We start from the raw sequence: 20618 nt of genomic DNA, 5'->3' as shown, positions 1-20618 counted from the left end.
GAGTATATTGAAAGTTGGTATAACAGAAAAAGAATTCATAGCAGAATTGGTTATATGACTCCACAAGCTTATGAAGATCTTATTACACAATCTGCTTAAAAAACTAAAAAATGTGTCTACTATATTGACATAGGTCCAAACTCCTTCTTTATAATCCTTAAATATAGAATATAAACGAGTTGTATGCAAAATTGGATTTGAAGGAGTCAAAGTTACTGAAAGATAATTATCAAGTGGTTCACATGGCATATTAAATAAAAAACTTACATCTTTACAAATACATTTAACCTCTTTTCGTGGAATGGAAGCAATATAAATATTTTTTTTTCTTCCTAACATATAACTAGATTTACCATACTCTTTTAATCTAGCTATGCTGTGTACCCTTTGCAATCCAAATAATATACATCCTTTTTTTATAAATTCTTTAAATGCAAATTCTGCTCCACCGCTTCCAGGAACAATTCCTATTTTCTGTTTTGTTTTCACATATGGTAACATTTTAAATGCAATGCTACTTAATAATTGTGCAGGCATAGCTACCCATATATATTCTGCATCCTCAATTGCTTCTTTAATAGAATTTGTCACTTTATACAAAATACCACCCAATATATAATTTTCTTTTATATCATATACCTCTAATTTTCTATGCCATTTTTGTGGTTTTGATGTGTACATAGTAACCTGATGACCTTTATGTGCCATTTCTGCTGCCATCAATGTTCCAATATTACCGCCACCAATAACTGTAATTCTCATTTTATATTTCCTTTCTTAATCATTGATTCAACCATATTTATACATTAATGCTACTTATTTTAAATATTATAACAATATAGTATTTAATATACTATATTATATACCAGTTAATAATTAAAAAATAGTATTAGTAACAAAAACAAACCTTTTGCGCGTATAAAAGCTATATCCTAAAATACATATTGGAAATTTTATGATTAAAACTTCCAATATGTGTACCATCAATTGCAATACACCAATATTAATTATTAAAATATCTATCTTTAATGATTTTTCCTTAAAAGTTATATTGTTGCATAATTACATATTAATTCTATTTGCTTTGCGTTTAATTTCTTCCAGACTATCTACTTAATACTTTTGGCAATATTATTTATAGTTTCATCAATAATAAAATCTCTTGTTATTCTATTCATACTAGATATGACTGCAATATTATTCATAATATAATTACATTGTATTATAGAGAAAATTAACTTTGAAATTTATCATTTCTCATAGTTTCAATTATAGCTTTTCTGCTTTATTTTTTTTAACCATTCCACAGGCAAACAATTAGTTGTAAATCTCGGTTTTATTTTTATACGCATTTTAGTCAAAATCAACCCTTTTATGCTAATATACCTAATATACTTTTGAAATAATTTTACTTTACCTGTATCTTTACTTAGTTTTGCTATCTTACTAAAGTCATATTTGAATTTTTTGTCTAAAATATCTATATTTTCTATGATAGAATCTGTCATTTCCCAATCTGCTTGTAACAATTTCTGCCATTTCTCTTTTCCAGAAGTAGATACCCCTGTTCCAACTTCATACATTATTGTAGTGCATGGATAAAAACTTACTTTTTCATTGCAGTACACCATAATGCGTAAATAATTATCTTCGGCATATTTAACTTTACCTTTTATTAACTCAATATATTTACACAAAGCATCCTTTTTAACTAAAATAGCAGCACCTAAAAAAATATCATTATTAAGCAAATAATTATATTTTAGCCTTTTCCCTTCTAAATTAGTTAATTGAGGATGTGCTTTTTGAACTAAAGTATGTTCCTCTTTATTCTCATCTACTCCATAACATATATAATCCGAACCACTCATTACATAGTTTCCTGATTTCATAAATACTAACCAATCGTATAAAGATTTTTCACTGCAAATATAATCACCAGGAGAAAGTACTTTTATATATTCACCATCACATACTTTCAATCCAGTACATATATTTAATACAGTTCCATTATTTTTTTTGTTCTTAACAAATTTATAATCAGTAAAATTTTCTTTCTTAAAAATTTCTTCTATCTTCATAAAATAATCATCTTCAGATCCATCATCCGTAATTACTATTTGAATTTTAATTTTTTCTTGAAGTAGAAAAGATTTAACTGTCATTAATAGTTTGTCCAAATCAGGATTATATGTACAAATCAAGGCTGATACATCATATTTTTTCATTTATCCTTCCTCTCACTTTTATATATTTTATCAATTTATATCAATAAACATTCATATTATCTATTCCGCATTTTTATGTATTATGTCTAATTGCGATATCACTGTAATTAGAGTATACATTTCTTTACAATATTTATCCAACCATTTTTTGTTATATTGTTATAATCTACCCTTAACAACTCATTGCATATATATTTTGAAAAACAGTAACGAATTACTTTTGCTGGAACACCTGCAACAATACATAATGAGGAACATTTTTAGTAACTACAGAACCAGCTGCAATAATAGCTTCCTAATCAATCTCTACTCAAGATAATATTATAGCTCTATAGCCTATCCAAACGTCATCATATACTAAAATATCTCCCTTGGATTGTCCTTCAAATTCCTCAGAATACAATATCTTCACCTAAAACGGAAATGTAATTTGTTGCATGATCTACACATAATAAAAAACATACTTCAGGTGTAATGAAACAATAACTTATAATTGTAAGTATTTGGGTTTTATTTAATGTCAATACATATAATAGACCATATGTTTCTTTTCCAACATTAACACATTCCATATTGAATTGATACGTTGGAAATGTACCATTATGATTATTAATACTTATCCACTTTTTTTAAAGCTATAATACTTCCATTTAGACTTTAACAATAGTAAAACATCATTTATCAAGCTATTTTCTCCTTCCACAAATTCATATTAATCTATGATTAATTATTATTTTATATATATTTTTTATAGATTCAGTAAAATATACAATTTTCTACATAATTTTGCTTTAATAATATTCAATACTCTAGAATTTAGATTATCAATATCTTTTAGGCACCCACTCAAGCTGTTTTATATCTTTTAATTCAGTATAAAAATCATTAATATGTTCCTTTATCATCTCATCTGTCAATTTACTGTAATCAATTTTCAACAATTCTTTTATCATTTCTGGAGAGAAACGATACTTAATAACCTTTGCTGGCACTCCACCTACAATTGCATAAGGAGGAACATCCTTAGTGACAACAGAGCCTGCAGCAATTACAGCACCTTGCCCAATATTAACATTAGATAGAATAATAGCCCTTTGCCCTATCCAAACATCATCTCTTACTATAATATCTCCTTTTGAAATAGCATCAATTCCATTACAAGTAATTTTACTTTTAAATGGATATGTAGATAATTGGTTAACAGGATGATCAGATCCTAAAAGAAATCTTACTTCTCCAGCCAATGAGCAAAAATTACCTATATATAATTCATTACTTGTATTAGGAGACGAAACATAAATTTCACCATATGTGCATCTTCCTACATGAATTTTATTCATATCCCCAAATATTTCGTTATACACAGTGAAGTTATGCTTATTAAGTCTACGCCACTTTATTTTCTTAATTAATCTTCTTGAATAGTTTAATAGCATAAAGCCCTCCTATAACCTTAAAAGAATTAAAATTTTATACAAAATAGTTTTTATACAAAAATCAATATTATTTATCAAATTACATAGAATTAAACGCATTCCAGAAAAAGAAGAATAATTATTAACGTAAATCATTTTGGATTCATGAAAACACTTTCTATCAAATAATCTTTTTTTTGTAATCAACCAAATTTTTATCTTTTGATTGATGATTATGATACACAAAACGATTTAAAAGGATTGCTTCTTTCTTATCTATAGAACTAAGTTTTCTAGAAAGTATATTTTCTTCATAATACAAAAAATTTCTATTATCAAATAGCTCAACTTGTTCTAAATCTTCTAACTTTGCCATAAAAAAGCATCCAGAAACTACATCAACAGTAGTAGCAAGTGTTTCTTCTGAAACATTGATACAAGAATACCTTTCATTCATATCTTCTATAAATAGCTTTCCAATAAATGTCCCTGCCCAATATAAATTTTTATTTGATGGATACTTCCAACCGTAATCTAAAAATCCACGCCAAGTATCGTTAAAGATAGTTTGGCATGAAACAATAGAATAATCATCATTACTTTCTAAAAAGTCATATAATGCAACAATAGTCTCTTTCTTGTCAATAACTATATCTGGTTTCATTACAATTACATATTTAATGTCTGTAAAATTTTTTCTAATATATTTAAATGCATAATTATTACCTTTTGCATATCCTAAATTAGAGCCAGTTTCTATTAATTTCACTTTTTTTCAAATTTATATTCATTTTCTAACTCGTTAAAAGAGCTATCCGTAGAGCCATTATCAATAATTAAAATATTCAATTCATTAGAAAATTTTAATAAAGAATCTACACATTCTTTAGTCAATATATAAGTGTTATAATTCAAAATCAAAGCTACAATATTATTCATGGTTACTGTCATATATTATTGAGTTCCTTTACTTATATTTTCTTGCAAACTAATTCGATATTTGCACATTAAAAAAGCCCATATAGCAAAATTGATATAAAAAGTATAAAAAATCACAGTAAAATAGAGTACCAGATAAATTAATGAAAATTCAAGTAACTTATAGTCTCCTTTTTTTACTCCCAAATATATACCTCTTATAACTGGAACAACATAAGGAATGACAAATAATAGACCTCCATAAGCCAATACGGAAAAAATAGTATTGCTGAACCCTTGATTCCAAGAACGATTTACAGACATAAAAGTTCTTAACAAATCAAGATTCTCATATCCATTCCCATAAATTGGGCTTTTGATCCAACATTTGATTCCAGCTATATAATCATCAAATCTAGCAGTATATGATGCTGTATCCTGTTTAAATGAGAGCAAACTCAATGTTCCAATAAGTTATACTATTTCCTTTATTCCAGTGAAAAGCTGTATACATAGTTTCAAGAATTATTAAGATAAAACAAATTTCATAGATATGATAATTATTATCAATTGAATTTTGCCATACACTTTGACAATTCAATACTAAAAATAAAGCTGTTGCAGCATTTAAAAATTCACCTACAATATTCGTTTTTGTTTTAACGCTTACTCCATATCGCATATTATTTAACCATCCTCACTTAGCTTTTAGGAATTCATATACATTTCAAGCACAACTTTTGATGTTTCTTTAATATCGAATCCCTTATTTCTAATGCTTTCTGTATTATTAAATCTTGTTTTGTTTCTGTATCTATTAATATCTTTTATCCATTCAGCAGTATTATCTAAGCTTATAAAACATACATTGTCACTAGCCTTCATCATTTCAGGTATTCCTTTAGATGCAATTACAGGCAAACCTGCTGCTTGGGCTTCAATTCCCACAATACCTAAACCTTCATAAAGCGAAGGAAACAAAAAAATATCAAACATGTTCATATATTCACTAACATTATTTCTAGCACCTGCAAATATTATTTTTTCATCTATTCTAAGTTCTTTTGCTCTATTCTTAACGGATTTAATTTCAACTCCATCTCCAACAAGAACTAGTTTTGCATCCCCTATTCGATTTACATATTCTTTAAAAATGTCAATAAGAAATATCTGATTTTTTTCATGTGTAAATCGTCCAACATGTCCTAATACCAATTCATCGTCTTTTATTCCATATGAATTTCTCATCTGTTGTCTTATTATTGAATCAAACTTATACTTTTCTAAATCCACACCATTATTCAGTATCTTTACCTTTGACAAAACACTCTTAGGGAATTTCCATTTTGCTGCTTCCATAGAACAAGCACAAAAATCTGTAGCATACATCTTAAACATTCCAGAAGCATATATTTTCATTAAAAAGTGTTTTAGATTTTCTTTTACACCAGAGCTATGTGAATGAACAATTACTTTATTTATTCCGTTTTTTGAAGCAGTCCTTGCATAATAAGCCAAAACAGAAATACTACCTGAATGAATATGAACAACATCATATTTATTTTTATTTAAATATTCCTCAAAATAAGGTATTATTTCACGTCTAGTTCCACCTACTTTAAAAGGTAAATCTATATGAACAACCTTACCACCAATACTGTTTACGTATTCAATATAATCTTGATTATCGCAAAAATATGGCGTAAATAAATCAACACTAAGATTTGATAAATCCATATTTTGTAATGCAGATATTACATATGATTCCTGTCCACCTCTTGAAATAGGTTCTCCAAAAACCTCTAACACTTTTTTCAAAACTACTCTCCTTTAGGAAATTCAATTTTAGGATTGAAATTCTTTCCTTCTTTTGTTGCATTTTTTATTAAAGCAATTTTTTCTTTGACATCTTTCCCATCTATAAAAATTCTAATTCTATGTAACATATTACGTATTGAAAGATAAATACTTCCTTCTATTCCATCCTGTCTATACATAACAACATCATTTCTGTACATGTATTTAAAGCGTTCCATTCTATCAGCATCTGCTGTAATGATATTTGCTCCAACATTGCTGTTACACCAGTGATGAACTACACTTTGTGGAACAAAATAGCATTTTTCTGTCTTTGATATTCTTCTAGTATATTCCCAGTCATCTGCCCAGATGAAGAATTCTTTATATGGAAGTCCTATTTTTTTTACAGTATCGCATTTTATAAATAGTGATACAAATGAAGCGTACTGCACAGTTTGTTCTCTATTAAAATCTTTTAACTGTTTCCATTTTGTAATCTTCTGCACATTCATTGTACATATAACTTCATCTTTCCATAGTACCTTGCTTGTAAGAAAGCCATATTCTCCATTAAGCTGTTTATCCTTATTCAAAAATGCTTCCAAAGCTGTTTCTGTCGGCATAGTATCATCATCAAGAATCCATAGGTACTCGTAATCTAATTCCACTGCTTTTTTTATTCCAAAGCTAAATCCACCAGCTCCACCAAGGTTACTTCCAGTATTAAAATAACGTACTCCAGGCTTATCTTTAGCAAATAATTCCTTTGTTCCATCTGTACTTGCATTATCTATAACAAGTACATCTAACGAAACTGATTGTTTTTGTAGTTTTTCTATGCATTTTGCAAGTAGTTCTTTTCTGTTGTATGTAACAACTATAGCTGCAACCTTATTCATAATCATCCCCATTAGAAACTGCCTTCATATTTTTTACCAAAGAATTTAGCTTTCAGAAATGCAGTTCCTTTCTTCCACCAATTTATTTTTTCCATATGAATACATGGAATTTCTTTTACTTCATCAGTCTTAATGATACCAGACTTTATTTTTTCATCTAACCATACATTAAAAATGATCTCACTGACTCGTCCATAAAATCTTCCTTGGAAAGCACTTAACCCTTGCATATTCATTCGCTTTTCAAGTTCAAATAATATGTCAAATAACCAAGAACAATAATCATCCAAAAGAGAATATTCCATGATCATCATATTAAACATGTACCCATAGTTATGTTTAATTACCTCATCATAGCTATTCAAATACGCTGGGTACTTTTCTAAAATTATTTTTCTTGTTTCATCTAAGTGTACTGAATAATGTGTATGTGCATAATGGCTATAAAGAGACTCAATGTAATATTTTCTTTTGCTGGGAACAAACACCTTTATCCTTCCTAAGTATGGTTTTAAATCTTCATAGCTAAGTACATTTTCAAATCCTTTTTTATTCTTCATTGAAAAATGCCTTCTATAGTGAGCTAGACCTATATAATCAGTATTCAAATTCCTCCAAGCCCAGTAAAGTCCTGTCAATTCACAAAAAGATGAATTTAAACTTGAAATATTATCTCCTGTATTATCCTTAACATAACCAAGATCTAATACATTTCCATTATCATTTTTCTTTCCTTCTGCACCAACTTGCAAAGGTATATACATTATATCAGTAGGCATCTTGTATTTTTTATGCGCTGCAATAATAATTTTTACAGAATATTCTTTCATTAGTTCAATTCCTTTTTACACATTTCTAGTACTGAAGCTACTGTAGCGTCCATGTCATAATACTTATATTCGCCAAGACGTCCTCCAAAGATCATATTCGTCTCTTGATCAGCTAATTCTTTGTATTTAGCATAAAGCTGTCCATTCTTCTCATCATTAACTGGATAGTATGGTTCATCTCCTGGTTCCCATTCAGAAGAGTATTCTTTAGAAATAATTGTCTTAGATAAATCATTACCATTTTCATCTTTACCAAATTCAAACCATTTATGTTCAATAATACGAGTCCACGGAGTTTCTCTATCTGTGTAATTAACTGCAGCATTTCCTTGAAAGTTTGGTTTATCCAAAACTTCACTTTCAAATCGAACACTTCTATATTCAAGAGTACCTAACTTATATTCATAAAAAGCATCAATTGGCCCTGTATAAATAACCTTTTTGGCTTGATTATTCCAATATTCTTTTCTATCTAAATAATCTTCACTAAGCTTAACATCGATGTCTTCAAGAATGTTTTTAATCATCTTTGTATATCCACCTATTGGAATACCCTGATATAAAGCATTGAAATAATTATTATCAAAGGTTAAACGAACTGGTAATCGTTTGATAATAAATGCAGGAAGATCTTTACAGTCTCTTCCCCACTGTTTTTCTGTATATCCTTTAATTAACTTTTCATAGATATCTCTTCCAACTAAAGAAATAGCTTGTTCCTCAAGGTTTTTAGGTTCACCTACAATTTCCTTTTTCTGTTCTTCAATCTTAGCTTCTGCTTCTTCTGGTGTCACAACGCCCCACATTTTGTTAAATGTGTACATATTAAAAGGCATAGAATATAATTCGCCTTTATAATTAGCAACCGGACTATTTGTAAATCTATTAAACGTGCAGAAACGATTTAAATAGTCCCATACTTCTTTGTTATTTGTATGAAAAATATGTGCTCCATATTTATGAAAATTAATGCCTTCAACTTTTTCTGTATAGATATTGCCACCAACATGGTCTCTTTTATCTATAACGAGCACTTTATATCCCTTGTCAGTTGCTTCTCTTGCAAAAATAGATCCATATAATCCTGATCCAACTACTAAATAATCGTACATCCTTATCTTCCCTTCCTGTGATACCTTTTTTACGAAATACACTTATTCGCTTTTTCACAGTAATTTATTAGTGCTTGTTAGCACTATAGAAGTAATCACTCTTAATTACCTCTATGCTATTATGCTATGAACAAACATATACCCATAAGCATAGTAAATAACCTGTTTAAAGTTTTGGCTTCTCACAGGCTTGACTCTGAATTTTCTTTGTTTTATATCCTATAAGTTATTTTATTGAATTAACATAGATCTGATGCGTATGTTTCTTCTCTAAAATAATATAGACCATTATTCTGCTTAAACCACTTGAATCTTAGTGAAGGGTTCTTTTATCCAATATGAATAGGCTTTCCAAGAAGATAGTCATTCCACTAAATTACAATAATTAAACGGTATTTTCTAGTTTAATCACACAATATCTTACATTATATAAAAGTAATAGCTACCTTTTTTTCAACCACTTAGAAATAAAAAAACAAGGTCCTCTATATGAATATGCACAACATCATATTTTCCAAACCCTACCCTAAGAAAAACAATACGGAATGAGATCATAATAACTAAACCTTTACCAACATTCATCCAAGATAGTCCAACATGAATATTTTTCATAAAATACATTACATAAGTATATTATAATGATTATTCATTATTTGTCAACAAAAGATCCATTGCCAGACCTGAAAGGTAAATTTTTTTATCTGACCATTTTTTTCTGTAAATTTAACTTTTTTATTTTAATTCACATTTTTGCTATGTTTTTATGAAATTATCCACAATTATATGGTTTAGATTACCAATTTTTATTTTTGTGGATTATTTAGTTAAATTTACTCTTGCCAGACATCACTTCCTTTGGTATAGTTAAGTTAGTTGTATGCTGCGGTATGCATATCAATTGTTGATATATCTTTTGCTGTTAGTTGCCTGCTAATGCTAGCTAACAAGTCAGAAGATATATTTTTTTGTTTCTTTTTTATTTCATTTTTATTTAAGAAAAAATATTCATAAAGCTGCTTTATAAAATCCGCTATCTGTTCCATCAAATAATGACATTTTTGAGCATTAGCATTGTGGCTATAAGCATGTTCTATATTTCCTTGCCATCTCTTTTGTCTGTTAAATCCTTGATTTTCAATTTTCCATCGTTTCCTTCCGGCTCCGGCTAGTTTAACTGCATTTTTTTCTGTAATTTCAATGCTTGTTATCCATTGAAATATTGTTGTAATTTCTTTTCCATTTTTCACTTTTGTTTCTGTATATTTTAGTACATTTACAGTTCCATCTTTATAAATAATCTCATTTGCGAACTCAGCATTTTCTGCTTTCATTCTTTCTGGAATAGCATTATATTCTTGTGCTATACTTGATGCTGAACCTTCTTTATAACGAATTATATAGTCCCAATTATATTCTTTACATTTGTTAATCACTTTTTCAGACACATAAAGTCCATCTGCAAGTATACAAATAGGGAGTCTAGGATATGCCTTTTTTAACTTTTGTGAAAGACGTAAAAATGCTTTGCTTTCGCAATCTTGTTTTATTACTTCGTCACTAAGTTTTTTTCTTGAATACTCAGCATCATTTTCAATGGGCTCCGTTGCTATACTTGCTATAAGACTATTTCCAAAATATATTTTTGCTTCTAAAACACTTCGGTGATACCTGATATATTCTTCACTTGTTCCACGATTATAGCACCTTTCAAGATAATTATCATTTTTCTTTTGAAGACCTTCATCGAGCTCTGTTCCATCAACTATAACAAGCCATTTTTTAAATACTTTTGCATCATTAAATGTCTTTCTTCGAATCATTCGGTACACTATATCATGCTGAATATTTTCAAGTTCTTTAGGATTTAATCGTTCTAAATATTCATTTAGCGTTACATAATGAGGCAGATACTCCTTTTCTTTATCTCCAAGGATATTATAAATATTTGAAACTACTTCATCTTTATTAAAATAATTAGTCATACTCTGCATAGATGGAACTGAACATATTGATTTAAAATATAATGTTCCTAACATAACACGATTTGAATAATCAATATAGCTTGAATTACGTGGATCGGCTACCTCATTAAATTTATTAAATAGTCTTGGATAAAACTTTTTTTGAATACTAAGACATTCTTTTATTGGATTTTTTTCTAACTTATTTTTAATTCTTTGTTCTTTCCTTCCCATAAGCCCTCCTGTGAGACAAAGTTTTTCTTTTATTTTACTTCATCACACGGGAAATGCGTAGATTTCTATACAATTTAATGAGAATTTTTTTTACCTTTCAGTTCTGTAGGGGCTTAAGCCGTGATGATAGAATTAAAGCTCATTTTACTACTTGCTATTTATCATTGGTTTTATTTAGATATTTAGAAAAAAATTAGATTATAAATATACTTGTTCAGAAATTATCTCAACTTTGAGAAATATGAATTTTTATAAAACAAATTCAGAAGGATATATTCCTACTTATATTAGAACAGATTTAACTGATACATTGCATGAAACTTTCGGCTTTCGCACCGATTATCAAATTATTAGCAAAAAAAATATGAAAAAAATTTTAAAAGATACTAAAAAATAAAAAAAGTACACATATTTTTTTAATATCAAAAATCCTGTAGTCCATATTCTATAAGGGCTTACAGGATTTTTGCCTCTCCCAACTGTCAAAGATGGGATTATACTATTAACTATAGCATAAATACGGATATATGCGGAAGAACCAAATAATTACACTTATATTTTTAAAAAATAACTTCTAATATTTCTTTTTAATTTTATTGAAAATCATCCTATTAGCTATATTAAATATCTTAATAATTGTTTTTCTATTCAACATGAAGAACAATACAATAATAATAAATTGTATTAAATAGCTATTATCTAATATTAGAAGAGAAACCCATTGAAATATCAATAATAACCCACAAACAATATTATCTTTCAATGGTAAATCAACATTTATTATTTTTTTTGCGCCAAGTGCCATTATCAACCAAATCAAGAAATACCCTATAACTGTCGCTATAACTGCACCAAATAATTTAAATTTAGGAATAAAAAGAATATTTAATACACAATTAACTATAGCTCCAATTATTGTTGCTTTAGCAATAAGTTTAGTTTCTTTTTCTGCTGCATATATAGTAGTTAAATAGCCAGCTATTGAAAAAAATACAATTGAAATTAATAGTGCCGGTGAATATTTCCAAGCAATATAAAAATCTTCCTTGAAAAGAATTTTAGCAAGTACTTTATCAAAAAAAATTAAAATTGAACAAATACTTTGCATAATAAATGAATAAATACTATAAAGTGATTTTAAATACTCATCTTTATCATCAGAATGAATTTCCTTAAACACACTCAATTGCATAGCTTGATATACAATGCTGTGACATGCACTTAAAATCGTTGGAATTTTGTTTGCAATAGCATATATACCATTTATACTAACACTAGCAAATGCAGATATAAATAATCTGTCAGATGAACTATTAACCCACCAAGCCAATCCTGTAAAGATTAAAGGTACACTATATGAAATCATTTTTATTTTATCTGCTTTATTTAGATTATTAGTATTCTTTAAAATGGTAAAGAAATTAATCTTAAAAACTATGTATATATTTGCAACAAAAGTTCCCAAAACACTAGATATTAGAATACCATATAGTCCCATATTAAAATAAAGAATCAATATAACATTGGACAGCAATGAAACTAGTGAATTTAAAATACCAGCTATAACAACAGAATTTACTTTGTCTTGTCCTCTTAAATAAGCAAGAAGATTATTATATAATGCAAACGTAAAATAACTCAAAAAAATATACACTAAATAAGAAATAAAACGCAAATTATTGTATGAAAGAGCACTAATTCCCAACAAAATTAGACCTAAACCAAATGAACTAACTAATAAAATTTCTGTACCAAATTTTAAAGGCTGATTTTTGCTTTCTTCATTTTTCCCTTCAATTGTATATAAAATTATAGCATCTGAAATGTCAACCATTAAAATTGGAAGAAGTAAAGATGTTATTGTTGCTAATAAATCACTAATACCATATATTTCAGGTGTAAGACAAGAAGTATAAAGAGGAACAAGAAAAAAACTTAACAATTTAGGTCCAAAAGAGGCAATTGCAAATAGTATAATATCCTTCAATAATCTTTTTGATCTTTTATTACTCATATGACAACTCCCAATCAATCTGGTTTGTAAAATTCATTTATTTCTATTGCACTTTTTTCTACATTTCTCATATACATGTTATAGTCTTTAGCCATATGACCAATATCCCAAGCCATATATCCTTCTTTAGTTAATTGATACACTAATGCTTTAGATGTTGGACCTAGTATAAAACATAAGACCTTATTTTGGGGGAATTTTCTTGCTCTATTTAAAATATTATCATATTCAGAAAATGCATTAATAGATGGACATTCTATGACTTTTTTTCTTTTACATTCTTCAAAGACATCATATTTAAGTTCTTTAAAAACTCCCTTTCCTGTAAAAATGACAAGTTCTTTATCTTTAAACAATAATTTTATTCTTTGGTAGTAGTAATCAAAATTATACTTATCATAAAACATATAAAGCTGATTAAATGCTGCTGCTATATACTTTCTTTTCATTGAACAATGATTTAAAAGAAATTCTCTATAAGGTCTTACATCCATTAAATAAAATTTTCTATTGTAAGAATTCAACATTTTAGTAGAATGAAAATAATTGTAATTAATCCCCACATATAAATCAGTAATTTCATCTTCTAATATTTCTAACATAATTCTTGCTAAACGTTCATCAAATTTTTGAAATGGAATTGACTTTCCATTCATTATATCAATTTCACCATCACCAAATCTACAAAAACTCTTAGGATTTTTTAAGATATTATTTAAAGTTTCTTCATAATCAAGTATTTTTAATCTTTTAGATTCCGCTAAAAAGTTTTCACTCATTTCATAATTACAATAATCTTCTACATTTAGAAGTGTGTTATAACGAGACTCCTTAATTTCTTTTCTGATATTATGATTCATTAGAAATTTTATATTACGTAAAAAATTATATACTTTTTTCATTTTTATTTAAAAACAACTCCTTAAATGTTTGATAGTCCCTAATATAATCATCCACATCATAGAAATCAGATGCAGCTACACAAAGCACTGAATCTTTCTGTAACCATAACATTTCTCTCCAAGTTGGCCTATCTATAACAACACCTATGGATGGATCAGACAATTCAATCTCTTCTCTGCCGAGCTCATTTTCAAGAACAAGTTGAATCCTTCCATAAGGGCAGAATAACAATTGTTTCAATTTTTTGTGTGCATGAAACCCTCGTCTTGTTCCTTCTGGTACTTTTGAAATATAATACATCCTCTTAAATTCAAAAGTAACATCATGAGTTGCCTCAAAAAATGAAAGTTCTCCAGCTCCTACTGTAGGAATAGTTTTTAAATGAAGTATCTTACACCCAGCAACTTCTTTACGATTATCAAAGACATCCCCTTTAAGAACAGAATACCATTTTAAGTTTTCCATTCCTTCATAGCGTGCAAGAACAGTTAAAGGAATATCCACAGCTTCATGAAAATTATGTTTATCATAAAACCTTACAGCTCTATCATTTTCTCTGGAAACACACCAATAAACACTTTCAAGACCATATTCTTTAAATGCTAATTTAATTATTTCTTTCATTCCATACCATGAATACCCCCTACCCATAGCGCATTTTCTTACAGTAATTGCAAACTCTGCACTACTATTTTTTTTATCAACACTTTTCAAACTAACAGTTCCCATATATTCGTCTTCATTAGTTACAATAGCAAGATGAATATCATGTTCCTTATTTTTAGATTTTTTTATGAAAGACTCACAATCTTCTATAGTCTTTTCTTTAAATTTTCCACGTAATTTTTCAACTACACTCTTATCATGCATCCACTCAAGCATAAGTGGAGCATCCTTCAGCTTTAAATCTCTTAATCTCATTTTTAATTTACTCCAAAAATTTTCTTTTAAAATATTTTCTTAATTTTTTTCTACATACTCATGCAAAACAACTGTTATTAAAATGCATATAAACTTATCCCAGTAAAATAACAGCAAAGTTATTGCTAATGTTATATCTTTTGATTGTTATCTTGCAAATTTTATATAAATATTTTTTTATACATTCACAATTATCTAGCTCATTTTTCATTAAAACTATATTACACCAATAGAAAATTCAAACAATCTGAAAATTGAATTTGAATAAATAGAACTTAAATCAAAATATTTTATCTGTACATTTTATTCTTTATTTTCTATCTCATTCCTTATCTAAACTCATTTAACTTATTTATCACATATTGTATTTCTTCATCAGTCATACCATAGTACATGGGGATGCTTAATTCTGTAGCACTAATTTCTTCTGCAATCGGAAATTGTCCTTTTTTAAAGCCAAGGTCTTTATAACATTCCTGCAAATGCATAGGAATGGGATAATGCTTATTTGTCCCAATACCAGCATCATTTAAGAACTTTTCTAATTCATTTCTTCTTTTACATCTGATTGCAAAAATATGCCAAACAGGAACTGCATATTCAGGAACATAAGGAAGAATAACTTTTGAATTTTTGATTCCGTCAAGATACTTTTGAGCAATTTTTCTTCTTTTTGAATTAACATTATCCAAACAAGGAAGCTTAACAGTCAAAAAAGCAGCTTGCAATTCATCAAGTCTCGAATTATTACCTTGCATTATATGATGATATTTATAATCAGATCCATAATTTCCTAATATTCTTACTTTTTGGGCTAATTCTTTATTTTGGGTAACCATTGCACCAGCATCACCAAGTGCACCTAAATTTTTACCTGGATAAAAGGAGAAAGCTGCTGCATCTCCAAATGAACCAATTACTTTTCCCTTATACTTAGCCCCATGTGCTTGAGCACAGTCTTCAATTACAAATAAACTATACTTCTTTGCAATTTCTATAATTGAATCCATATCGCATGCTTGTCCATAAAGATGAACTGGCATTATTACTTTTGTTTTTTTAGTAATAGCTTCTTCAATTTTACTTGAATCAATATTAAATGTCCTTATATCTGGCTCAACAAATACTGGTGTAGCCCCAACATAAGTCACTGCTAATGCAGTAGCAATATATGTATTAGACGGAACAATTACCTCATCTCCATGTCCAATACCCAATGCTTTTAATGAAAGCATTAACGCATCTAATCCATTTCCAGTCCCCACACAATACTTGCTATCACAATAATCAGCAAATGCTTTTTCAAATGCCTTATCTTCTTCACCTTCGATATACCAAGAACGTGTGTATACACGTTCAAAAGCATTGCGAAGCTCCTTATCTAATTCTTTTTCCAATGGTTTGAATGATACAAATGGTATTTTCATCATAATACACTCCTATTCAATTTCATTAATCAATAAATATTCAAATATCTTATCTTTTGGTTCTTTTAAAATTTTTATTTTTAGATTTAATAATGACAAGCGAATATATTTAATTGCCAAGAACACTATATAAAGTCTTTTGTTATAATTTTTATATACTTCAAATCTTCTTAAAATATAATCTTTAGCAATCTTCGTATTAAATACACTTATATTATTTAATAAATATTTTTTTGACAAAGAAATATAGTCAGTTATTAACACTGATGATAATTGTTTATTATTAGATATCCCTCTTTCACCATACTTAATGGCAATAATATTTAGAAACGATACTATGATTCATATGCATAATTTCCACATGATTAGCAAGTTTAACATAATCCTCTTTCTTAGTATAATTGAGAAAGAATCATTATATTTTCACAAGATGAATACTTTAATAAACAGCGTAAATATCTATCTACACCACCGATACACTCAGCCACATGTAACACTCTCATTTCCAGTTTTCTCCTATTCCTTTTATGTTTTAATCTATCTTCTATAATGCATTTCTAACTATACTATTATTTTTTATTGTCATCACTACAACTCTCCATAATACCAATTGAACATTATTTACCTCACGTTTTATTTTGAAATATATGACTTTATGTAAAATTAATTTGCAAGTCTCATTTCTTTCTTATTTGTAAATATTTCGCAAAATATAATACGTATCTTAAACAAGCAAAACTGACAAATTTGGACACAATATATAATGGTAAGCAAATTTCTTATTGAACAATAAACTCCTATCCTTAAAACAACAAAACTTAAAAACCAATTAGAACTAAAACTTTAGGTGTAATATCTTCGCCCATATTCATAATATACCTATAAGTCAAAAAAACAAGTATATAGACTCTTGCCTTAAGAAAACACCAAACCCTTTTTACAAGACATATTACATAAGTATATTATAATGCTTCTCAATTGCTTGTCAAGAAAAGCTAACCATAAAAATCACAAATATTAAATTTATTTACAAAATATAACAATTAAACAATCTAAAAATTACATTTTAAAATTAAACTTTAACTCCATTTTCTCTTCTAATTTTTATATTTATAAATCAAAGATTATGCACTTTCCCCCCTAATTTAAATAATAAAATCCTCTTTAACATAATTAATTAAAATTTCAATCAATACAATTATACAACATATTATTACATTTTTAAATAATATTAACTTAAAAAAATATTTACATTTAGTTTTTAAAATTTTAACAAAAAAATATTTTTAAAAGTGATGTTTTTTTCTAGCAAATACGTATATACATTATGAAAGCAAAAAATAAATAATTATTAAAATTGCCCAAAATATCATCTTCTTTGTAAAGGATTATTTTTGATAAAACATTAATAATGCTTTATTTTTATGTACTTTTTAAAATACATCTAATAAAAATACATTTATTAACAATATGTCTTTATCTAATTTTCAAAATATTAATATTTACTTATCATTATTGTATTTTTTTAACATATAATTTATTGTAAAGGTTTTAAAAAATCTTTAGTGAACATAAGTTACAAAAAATCATATTAAAGTAACTTAAAAAAATTAGGAGGGATCACAATATGGATTTTGAAAGTATTGAAACATTAGCATGTCAAGCTAAAGTTGGAGACAAAAAAGCCAAAGAGGAACTTATAAAAGCTTTTAGACCTTTTATAATTAACTTTTCTAAAAAGGCATTTATTCCTGGATATGAAATATCCGATGTTGAAAATGAATGTTACAGAATACTCCTAAAGTCATTAGCTAAGTATGATACAAAAACTCACAAGTTTGTAGCATATGGTACAAATTCTATAAAAAACGGCATATATGATATCTTAAGGCGAAAGAAAAAGTCTGAAAAAAGTGGTAGTGCCTTTACTATAGTTTCCTTTGATAGTTTCTTTGAAAATAGTGATATTGATATTTCTTACATTGATCCTGTTATTAATTGTGATAGCAAGTTTGAACTTACTAAAGCATTAGATTCACTAAATAGTAATGAAAAAGAGCTTATAGATTTTGTTTATTATAGAGATAAAACCTTAAAAGAATATAGCAAAACTCATGGTTTAAATTACAATTCATGTGTTAAAAAGAGAAAAAGAATTTTATCTAAATTATCTAATAAACTTTTAAATTAAAAAAAATTATTTTTTTAGGCGTGTTTTTTTCTCCCAATTACGTATATATTTTATGTAAGATAAATTAGGAGGTGCTTCAAAATGGCAAAGAAAAATTTAGAAAGCTGTTTATTAACTATTAATTATGAGGATGGTGTTAATTCATCTGGTGAACCAAAATACAAAAAGAAAAATTACTCAAATGTAAAACCTACTGCAACTACTGATGCTGTATATGAAGTTGCTACTTCAATAGTTTCACTTATGGACACAACTATAAAATCAATTTCTATTTCTGAATCTAGTACCCTTACAAATGAATAAGCTTTTGATAAATAAAAATATAGTAGATATTAATACTTTTATTAGTACCTGCAGAAAATTTACAAAAAAATCTTTATGTATAGGAGTGATTAATTATGGATTATTCATTAAATTTAACTTTTAAAACTTCTACAGGAGAAAAAACTTCAATTGCTATAGATAAGGTAAAAAAGGACATAACTAAAGAACAAATTTTAAATGTTATGGATACTATAATTACTCAAAACATTTTTCAAACTAGTAAAGGTGCATATCTTACTGAAAAAGTAAGTGCTGTAATGACAGAAAAGAAAAATACTTCTTATATATTTTAAAAGGTAGCAGCCTTATGGCTGCCACCTTTTTACATTTAAATATGTATTTTTTTTAAGAAGCATGTTTGTCTCCAAATAATACTAGTACAGTTTTTAAAATAAGCTTAATATCTATCCATATACTTTGCTCTTCTACATATTTTGCATCAAGCTTCATCCAATTTTCAAAATCAATATCATTTCTTCCTGATACTTGCCAATAGCATGTAAGGCCAGGTTTTACATCAAGTCTTTTAAGCATCCAATCATCAAATTTTTCTACTTCATTAGCTAAAGAAGGCCTTGGTCCCACAAGACTCATATCACCTTTTAAAACATTAATAAATTGTGGTATTTCATCTAAACTCGTTTTTCTTATTATCCTTCCTACCCTTGTAACTCTTGGATCGTTCTTCATTTTAAACATTGGTCCATCCATTTCATTTTTATTTGCAAGTTTTTCTTTAAGTTCTTCAGCATTTTGGACCATAGATCTAAATTTGTACATTTTAAATCTTTTCCCCTTATACCCTACTCTTTCCTGAGCAAAAAAAACAGGTCCCTCAGATTCTAATTTTATTGCTATTATAACAATTAACAAAATAGGGCTAAGTATTATAAGTCCGAATATTGATCCTAATATATCCATTGCTCTTTTAAAAAATTTATACGTAGTATTAATTGTAGCTTCATCCTGGGCGCTATACAAAAATTCATTAGCTCCCTCTTCATATCTTTCCATAATATCCCCCACTTTTTTGCTACAAAATACAAACATATTATATCACATTATATACAAGATATGTAAAATTATTTATTTTTTATAAAAAAATAAGGCTTGCTTATTTTCATAAGCAAAACCTCATTTTACTAATTTAAATTATCTTCTTGATTTTTTTCCTCTCTTGAAGAATGCTGTTAATGATGCAAATGCCATTAATATCATTGCTGCAAGTGAACCAGTTTGAGCTGCATCAGCTGTTGGAGCTGGAGTGACAGTTCCTGGAGTTTCAGTTCCTGGAGTGTCAGGATTCTTTTCATAGATAGCATGTACTTCGCCATCAGCCTTAATTCCTGTAGTTTGTCCTTCCCATCCTTTGAAAGTATATCCTTCTTTTTCTGCTGGTGTTGGAAGTTTTACATCTTTACCATATTCTACTGTTTGTGCT

Annotated in this window: 19 protein-coding genes and 2 pseudogenes; 5 read left to right on the top strand and 16 right to left on the bottom strand. The window is 27.7% G+C overall.

What is annotated here, in order from left to right; all coding sequences use genetic code 11:
- Positions 1 to 99 (top strand): IS3 family transposase (locus ACTNAO_RS11555; RefSeq protein WP_441046077.1); only part of this gene is annotated, 99 nt, incomplete at its 5' end.
- A 279-nt stretch (positions 100 to 378) separates the two neighbouring features.
- Here ACTNAO_RS11555 and ACTNAO_RS11550 read toward each other — a convergent pair.
- From ACTNAO_RS11550 to ACTNAO_RS11505, 10 genes and pseudogenes are all read right to left on the bottom strand, one after another.
- Positions 379 to 762 (bottom strand): annotated as a pseudogene (locus ACTNAO_RS11550) (2-dehydropantoate 2-reductase N-terminal domain-containing protein); the annotation flags it as partial.
- 503 nt (positions 763 to 1265) lie between these two features.
- Positions 1266 to 2228 carry a glycosyltransferase gene (locus ACTNAO_RS11545; RefSeq protein ID WP_441029144.1) on the bottom strand — a complete coding sequence of 321 codons (963 nt, stop codon included), beginning with the start codon at positions 2226 to 2228 and terminating at the stop codon, positions 1266 to 1268.
- 824 nt (positions 2229 to 3052) lie between these two features.
- The gene (locus ACTNAO_RS11540; protein ID WP_441029141.1) at positions 3053 to 3664 is read right to left on the bottom strand and encodes a CatB-related O-acetyltransferase; all 612 of its coding nucleotides are present in this window, start codon (positions 3662 to 3664) and stop codon (positions 3053 to 3055) included.
- Between the two features lie 160 nt (positions 3665 to 3824).
- Positions 3825 to 4412 carry a hypothetical protein gene (locus ACTNAO_RS11535; RefSeq protein WP_441029140.1) on the bottom strand — a complete coding sequence of 196 codons (588 nt, stop codon included), beginning with the start codon at positions 4410 to 4412 and terminating at the stop codon, positions 3825 to 3827.
- Positions 4413 to 4597: 185 nt separating this feature from the next.
- Positions 4598 to 5017: a hypothetical protein gene (locus tag ACTNAO_RS11530; RefSeq protein ID WP_441029138.1), complete on the bottom strand. Its 420-nt coding sequence runs from the start codon at positions 5015 to 5017 to the stop codon at positions 4598 to 4600.
- Positions 5018 to 5269: 252 nt separating this feature from the next.
- Positions 5270 to 6370, bottom strand: coding sequence for a glycosyltransferase (locus ACTNAO_RS11525; protein ID WP_441029152.1), 1101 nt, complete (start codon positions 6368 to 6370; stop codon positions 5270 to 5272).
- Positions 6371 to 6381: 11 nt separating this feature from the next.
- Positions 6382 to 7260 carry a glycosyltransferase family 2 protein gene (locus tag ACTNAO_RS11520; protein WP_441029136.1) on the bottom strand — a complete coding sequence of 293 codons (879 nt, stop codon included), beginning with the start codon at positions 7258 to 7260 and terminating at the stop codon, positions 6382 to 6384.
- Positions 7261 to 7271: 11 nt separating this feature from the next.
- On the bottom strand, positions 7272 to 8090 hold the full coding sequence (locus ACTNAO_RS11515) for a DUF4422 domain-containing protein (RefSeq protein WP_441029134.1): 819 nt from the start codon (positions 8088 to 8090) through the stop codon (positions 7272 to 7274).
- Positions 8090 to 9202 (bottom strand): UDP-galactopyranose mutase, encoded by a 1113-nt coding sequence (glf, locus tag ACTNAO_RS11510; RefSeq protein WP_441029132.1) that lies wholly within the window; start codon positions 9200 to 9202, stop codon positions 8090 to 8092. The genes ACTNAO_RS11515 and glf overlap by 1 nt, the downstream gene beginning before the upstream one ends.
- 869 nt (positions 9203 to 10071) lie before the next feature.
- Positions 10072 to 11397, bottom strand: a complete 1326-nt coding sequence (locus tag ACTNAO_RS11505) for a transposase family protein (protein WP_441029130.1) — start codon at positions 11395 to 11397, stop codon at positions 10072 to 10074.
- Between the two features lie 113 nt (positions 11398 to 11510).
- Here ACTNAO_RS11505 and ACTNAO_RS11500 point away from each other — a divergent pair.
- A pseudogene (locus tag ACTNAO_RS11500) lies at positions 11511 to 11794 on the top strand (IS1634 family transposase); the annotation flags it as partial.
- Between the two features lie 177 nt (positions 11795 to 11971).
- Here ACTNAO_RS11500 and ACTNAO_RS11495 read toward each other — a convergent pair.
- The 4 genes from ACTNAO_RS11495 to ACTNAO_RS11480 form a co-directional block, all read right to left on the bottom strand.
- Complete coding sequence (locus ACTNAO_RS11495) at positions 11972 to 13411, bottom strand: oligosaccharide flippase family protein (RefSeq protein WP_441029128.1); 1440 nt, start codon at positions 13409 to 13411, stop codon at positions 11972 to 11974.
- Positions 13412 to 13425: 14 nt separating this feature from the next.
- Positions 13426 to 14313, bottom strand: coding sequence for a GT-D fold domain-containing glycosyltransferase (locus ACTNAO_RS11490; RefSeq protein ID WP_441046285.1), 888 nt, complete (start codon positions 14311 to 14313; stop codon positions 13426 to 13428).
- Entirely contained in the window at positions 14297 to 15235 is a 939-nt protein-coding gene (locus tag ACTNAO_RS11485) for a GNAT family N-acetyltransferase (RefSeq protein WP_441029124.1), read from the bottom strand. The genes ACTNAO_RS11490 and ACTNAO_RS11485 overlap by 17 nt, the downstream gene beginning before the upstream one ends.
- 329 nt (positions 15236 to 15564) lie before the next feature.
- Complete coding sequence (locus ACTNAO_RS11480; RefSeq protein WP_441029150.1) at positions 15565 to 16662, bottom strand: DegT/DnrJ/EryC1/StrS family aminotransferase; 1098 nt, start codon at positions 16660 to 16662, stop codon at positions 15565 to 15567.
- A gap of 1627 nt (positions 16663 to 18289) precedes the next feature.
- On the opposite strand from ACTNAO_RS11480, the gene ACTNAO_RS11475 reads away from it, so the two are divergent.
- The 3 genes from ACTNAO_RS11475 to ACTNAO_RS11465 all read left to right on the top strand — a co-directional run bounded on the left by ACTNAO_RS11475 (position 18290) and on the right by ACTNAO_RS11465 (position 19470).
- Positions 18290 to 18853, top strand: a complete 564-nt coding sequence (locus ACTNAO_RS11475) for a sigma-70 family RNA polymerase sigma factor (protein WP_441029122.1) — start codon at positions 18290 to 18292, stop codon at positions 18851 to 18853.
- Between the two features lie 81 nt (positions 18854 to 18934).
- Entirely contained in the window at positions 18935 to 19156 is a 222-nt protein-coding gene (locus ACTNAO_RS11470; protein ID WP_441029121.1) for a DUF1659 domain-containing protein, read from the top strand.
- 95 nt (positions 19157 to 19251) lie between these two features.
- Complete coding sequence (locus ACTNAO_RS11465) at positions 19252 to 19470, top strand: DUF2922 domain-containing protein (RefSeq protein WP_441029119.1); 219 nt, start codon at positions 19252 to 19254, stop codon at positions 19468 to 19470.
- 52 nt (positions 19471 to 19522) lie between these two features.
- On the opposite strand, the gene ACTNAO_RS11460 is transcribed toward ACTNAO_RS11465, so the two are convergent.
- Positions 19523 to 20191 (bottom strand): sugar transferase, encoded by a 669-nt coding sequence (locus ACTNAO_RS11460; RefSeq protein WP_441029117.1) that lies wholly within the window; start codon positions 20189 to 20191, stop codon positions 19523 to 19525.
- 138 nt (positions 20192 to 20329) lie between these two features.
- Positions 20330 to 20618: InlB B-repeat-containing protein (locus ACTNAO_RS11455; RefSeq protein ID WP_441029115.1), on the bottom strand; the 289-nt coding region annotated here is incomplete at its 5' end.

The organism is Clostridium sp. HCP1S3_C6, assembly GCF_052066735.1.
Lineage (GTDB): Bacteria > Bacillota > Clostridia > Clostridiales > Clostridiaceae > Clostridium.
This window is presented reverse-complemented; position numbering and strand designations above follow the sequence as displayed.

Bases quoted from the DNA above. Each gene is read 5' to 3' on its own strand.
- ACTNAO_RS11480 (WP_441029150.1), bottom strand. From the start codon at position 16,662: ATGAAAATACCATTTGTATCATTCAAACCATTGGAAAAAGAATTAGAT.
- ACTNAO_RS11520 (WP_441029136.1), bottom strand. From the start codon at position 7,260: ATGAATAAGGTTGCAGCTATAGTTGTTACATACAACAGAAAAGAACTA.
- ACTNAO_RS11495 (WP_441029128.1), bottom strand. From the start codon at position 13,411: ATGAGTAATAAAAGATCAAAAAGATTATTGAAGGATATTATACTATTT.
- ACTNAO_RS11490 (WP_441046285.1), bottom strand. From the start codon at position 14,313: ATGAAAAAAGTATATAATTTTTTACGTAATATAAAATTTCTAATGAAT.
- ACTNAO_RS11465 (WP_441029119.1), top strand. From the start codon at position 19,252: ATGGATTATTCATTAAATTTAACTTTTAAAACTTCTACAGGAGAAAAA.
- ACTNAO_RS11485 (WP_441029124.1), bottom strand. From the start codon at position 15,235: ATGAGATTAAGAGATTTAAAGCTGAAGGATGCTCCACTTATGCTTGAG.
- ACTNAO_RS11470 (WP_441029121.1), top strand. From the start codon at position 18,935: ATGGCAAAGAAAAATTTAGAAAGCTGTTTATTAACTATTAATTATGAG.
- ACTNAO_RS11515 (WP_441029134.1), bottom strand. From the start codon at position 8,090: ATGAAAGAATATTCTGTAAAAATTATTATTGCAGCGCATAAAAAATAC.
- ACTNAO_RS11540 (WP_441029141.1), bottom strand. From the start codon at position 3,664: ATGCTATTAAACTATTCAAGAAGATTAATTAAGAAAATAAAGTGGCGT.
- ACTNAO_RS11460 (WP_441029117.1), bottom strand. From the start codon at position 20,191: ATGGAAAGATATGAAGAGGGAGCTAATGAATTTTTGTATAGCGCCCAG.
- ACTNAO_RS11505 (WP_441029130.1), bottom strand. From the start codon at position 11,397: ATGGGAAGGAAAGAACAAAGAATTAAAAATAAGTTAGAAAAAAATCCA.
- glf (WP_441029132.1), bottom strand. From the start codon at position 9,202: ATGTACGATTATTTAGTAGTTGGATCAGGATTATATGGATCTATTTTT.
- ACTNAO_RS11545 (WP_441029144.1), bottom strand. From the start codon at position 2,228: ATGAAAAAATATGATGTATCAGCCTTGATTTGTACATATAATCCTGAT.
- ACTNAO_RS11475 (WP_441029122.1), top strand. From the start codon at position 18,290: ATGGATTTTGAAAGTATTGAAACATTAGCATGTCAAGCTAAAGTTGGA.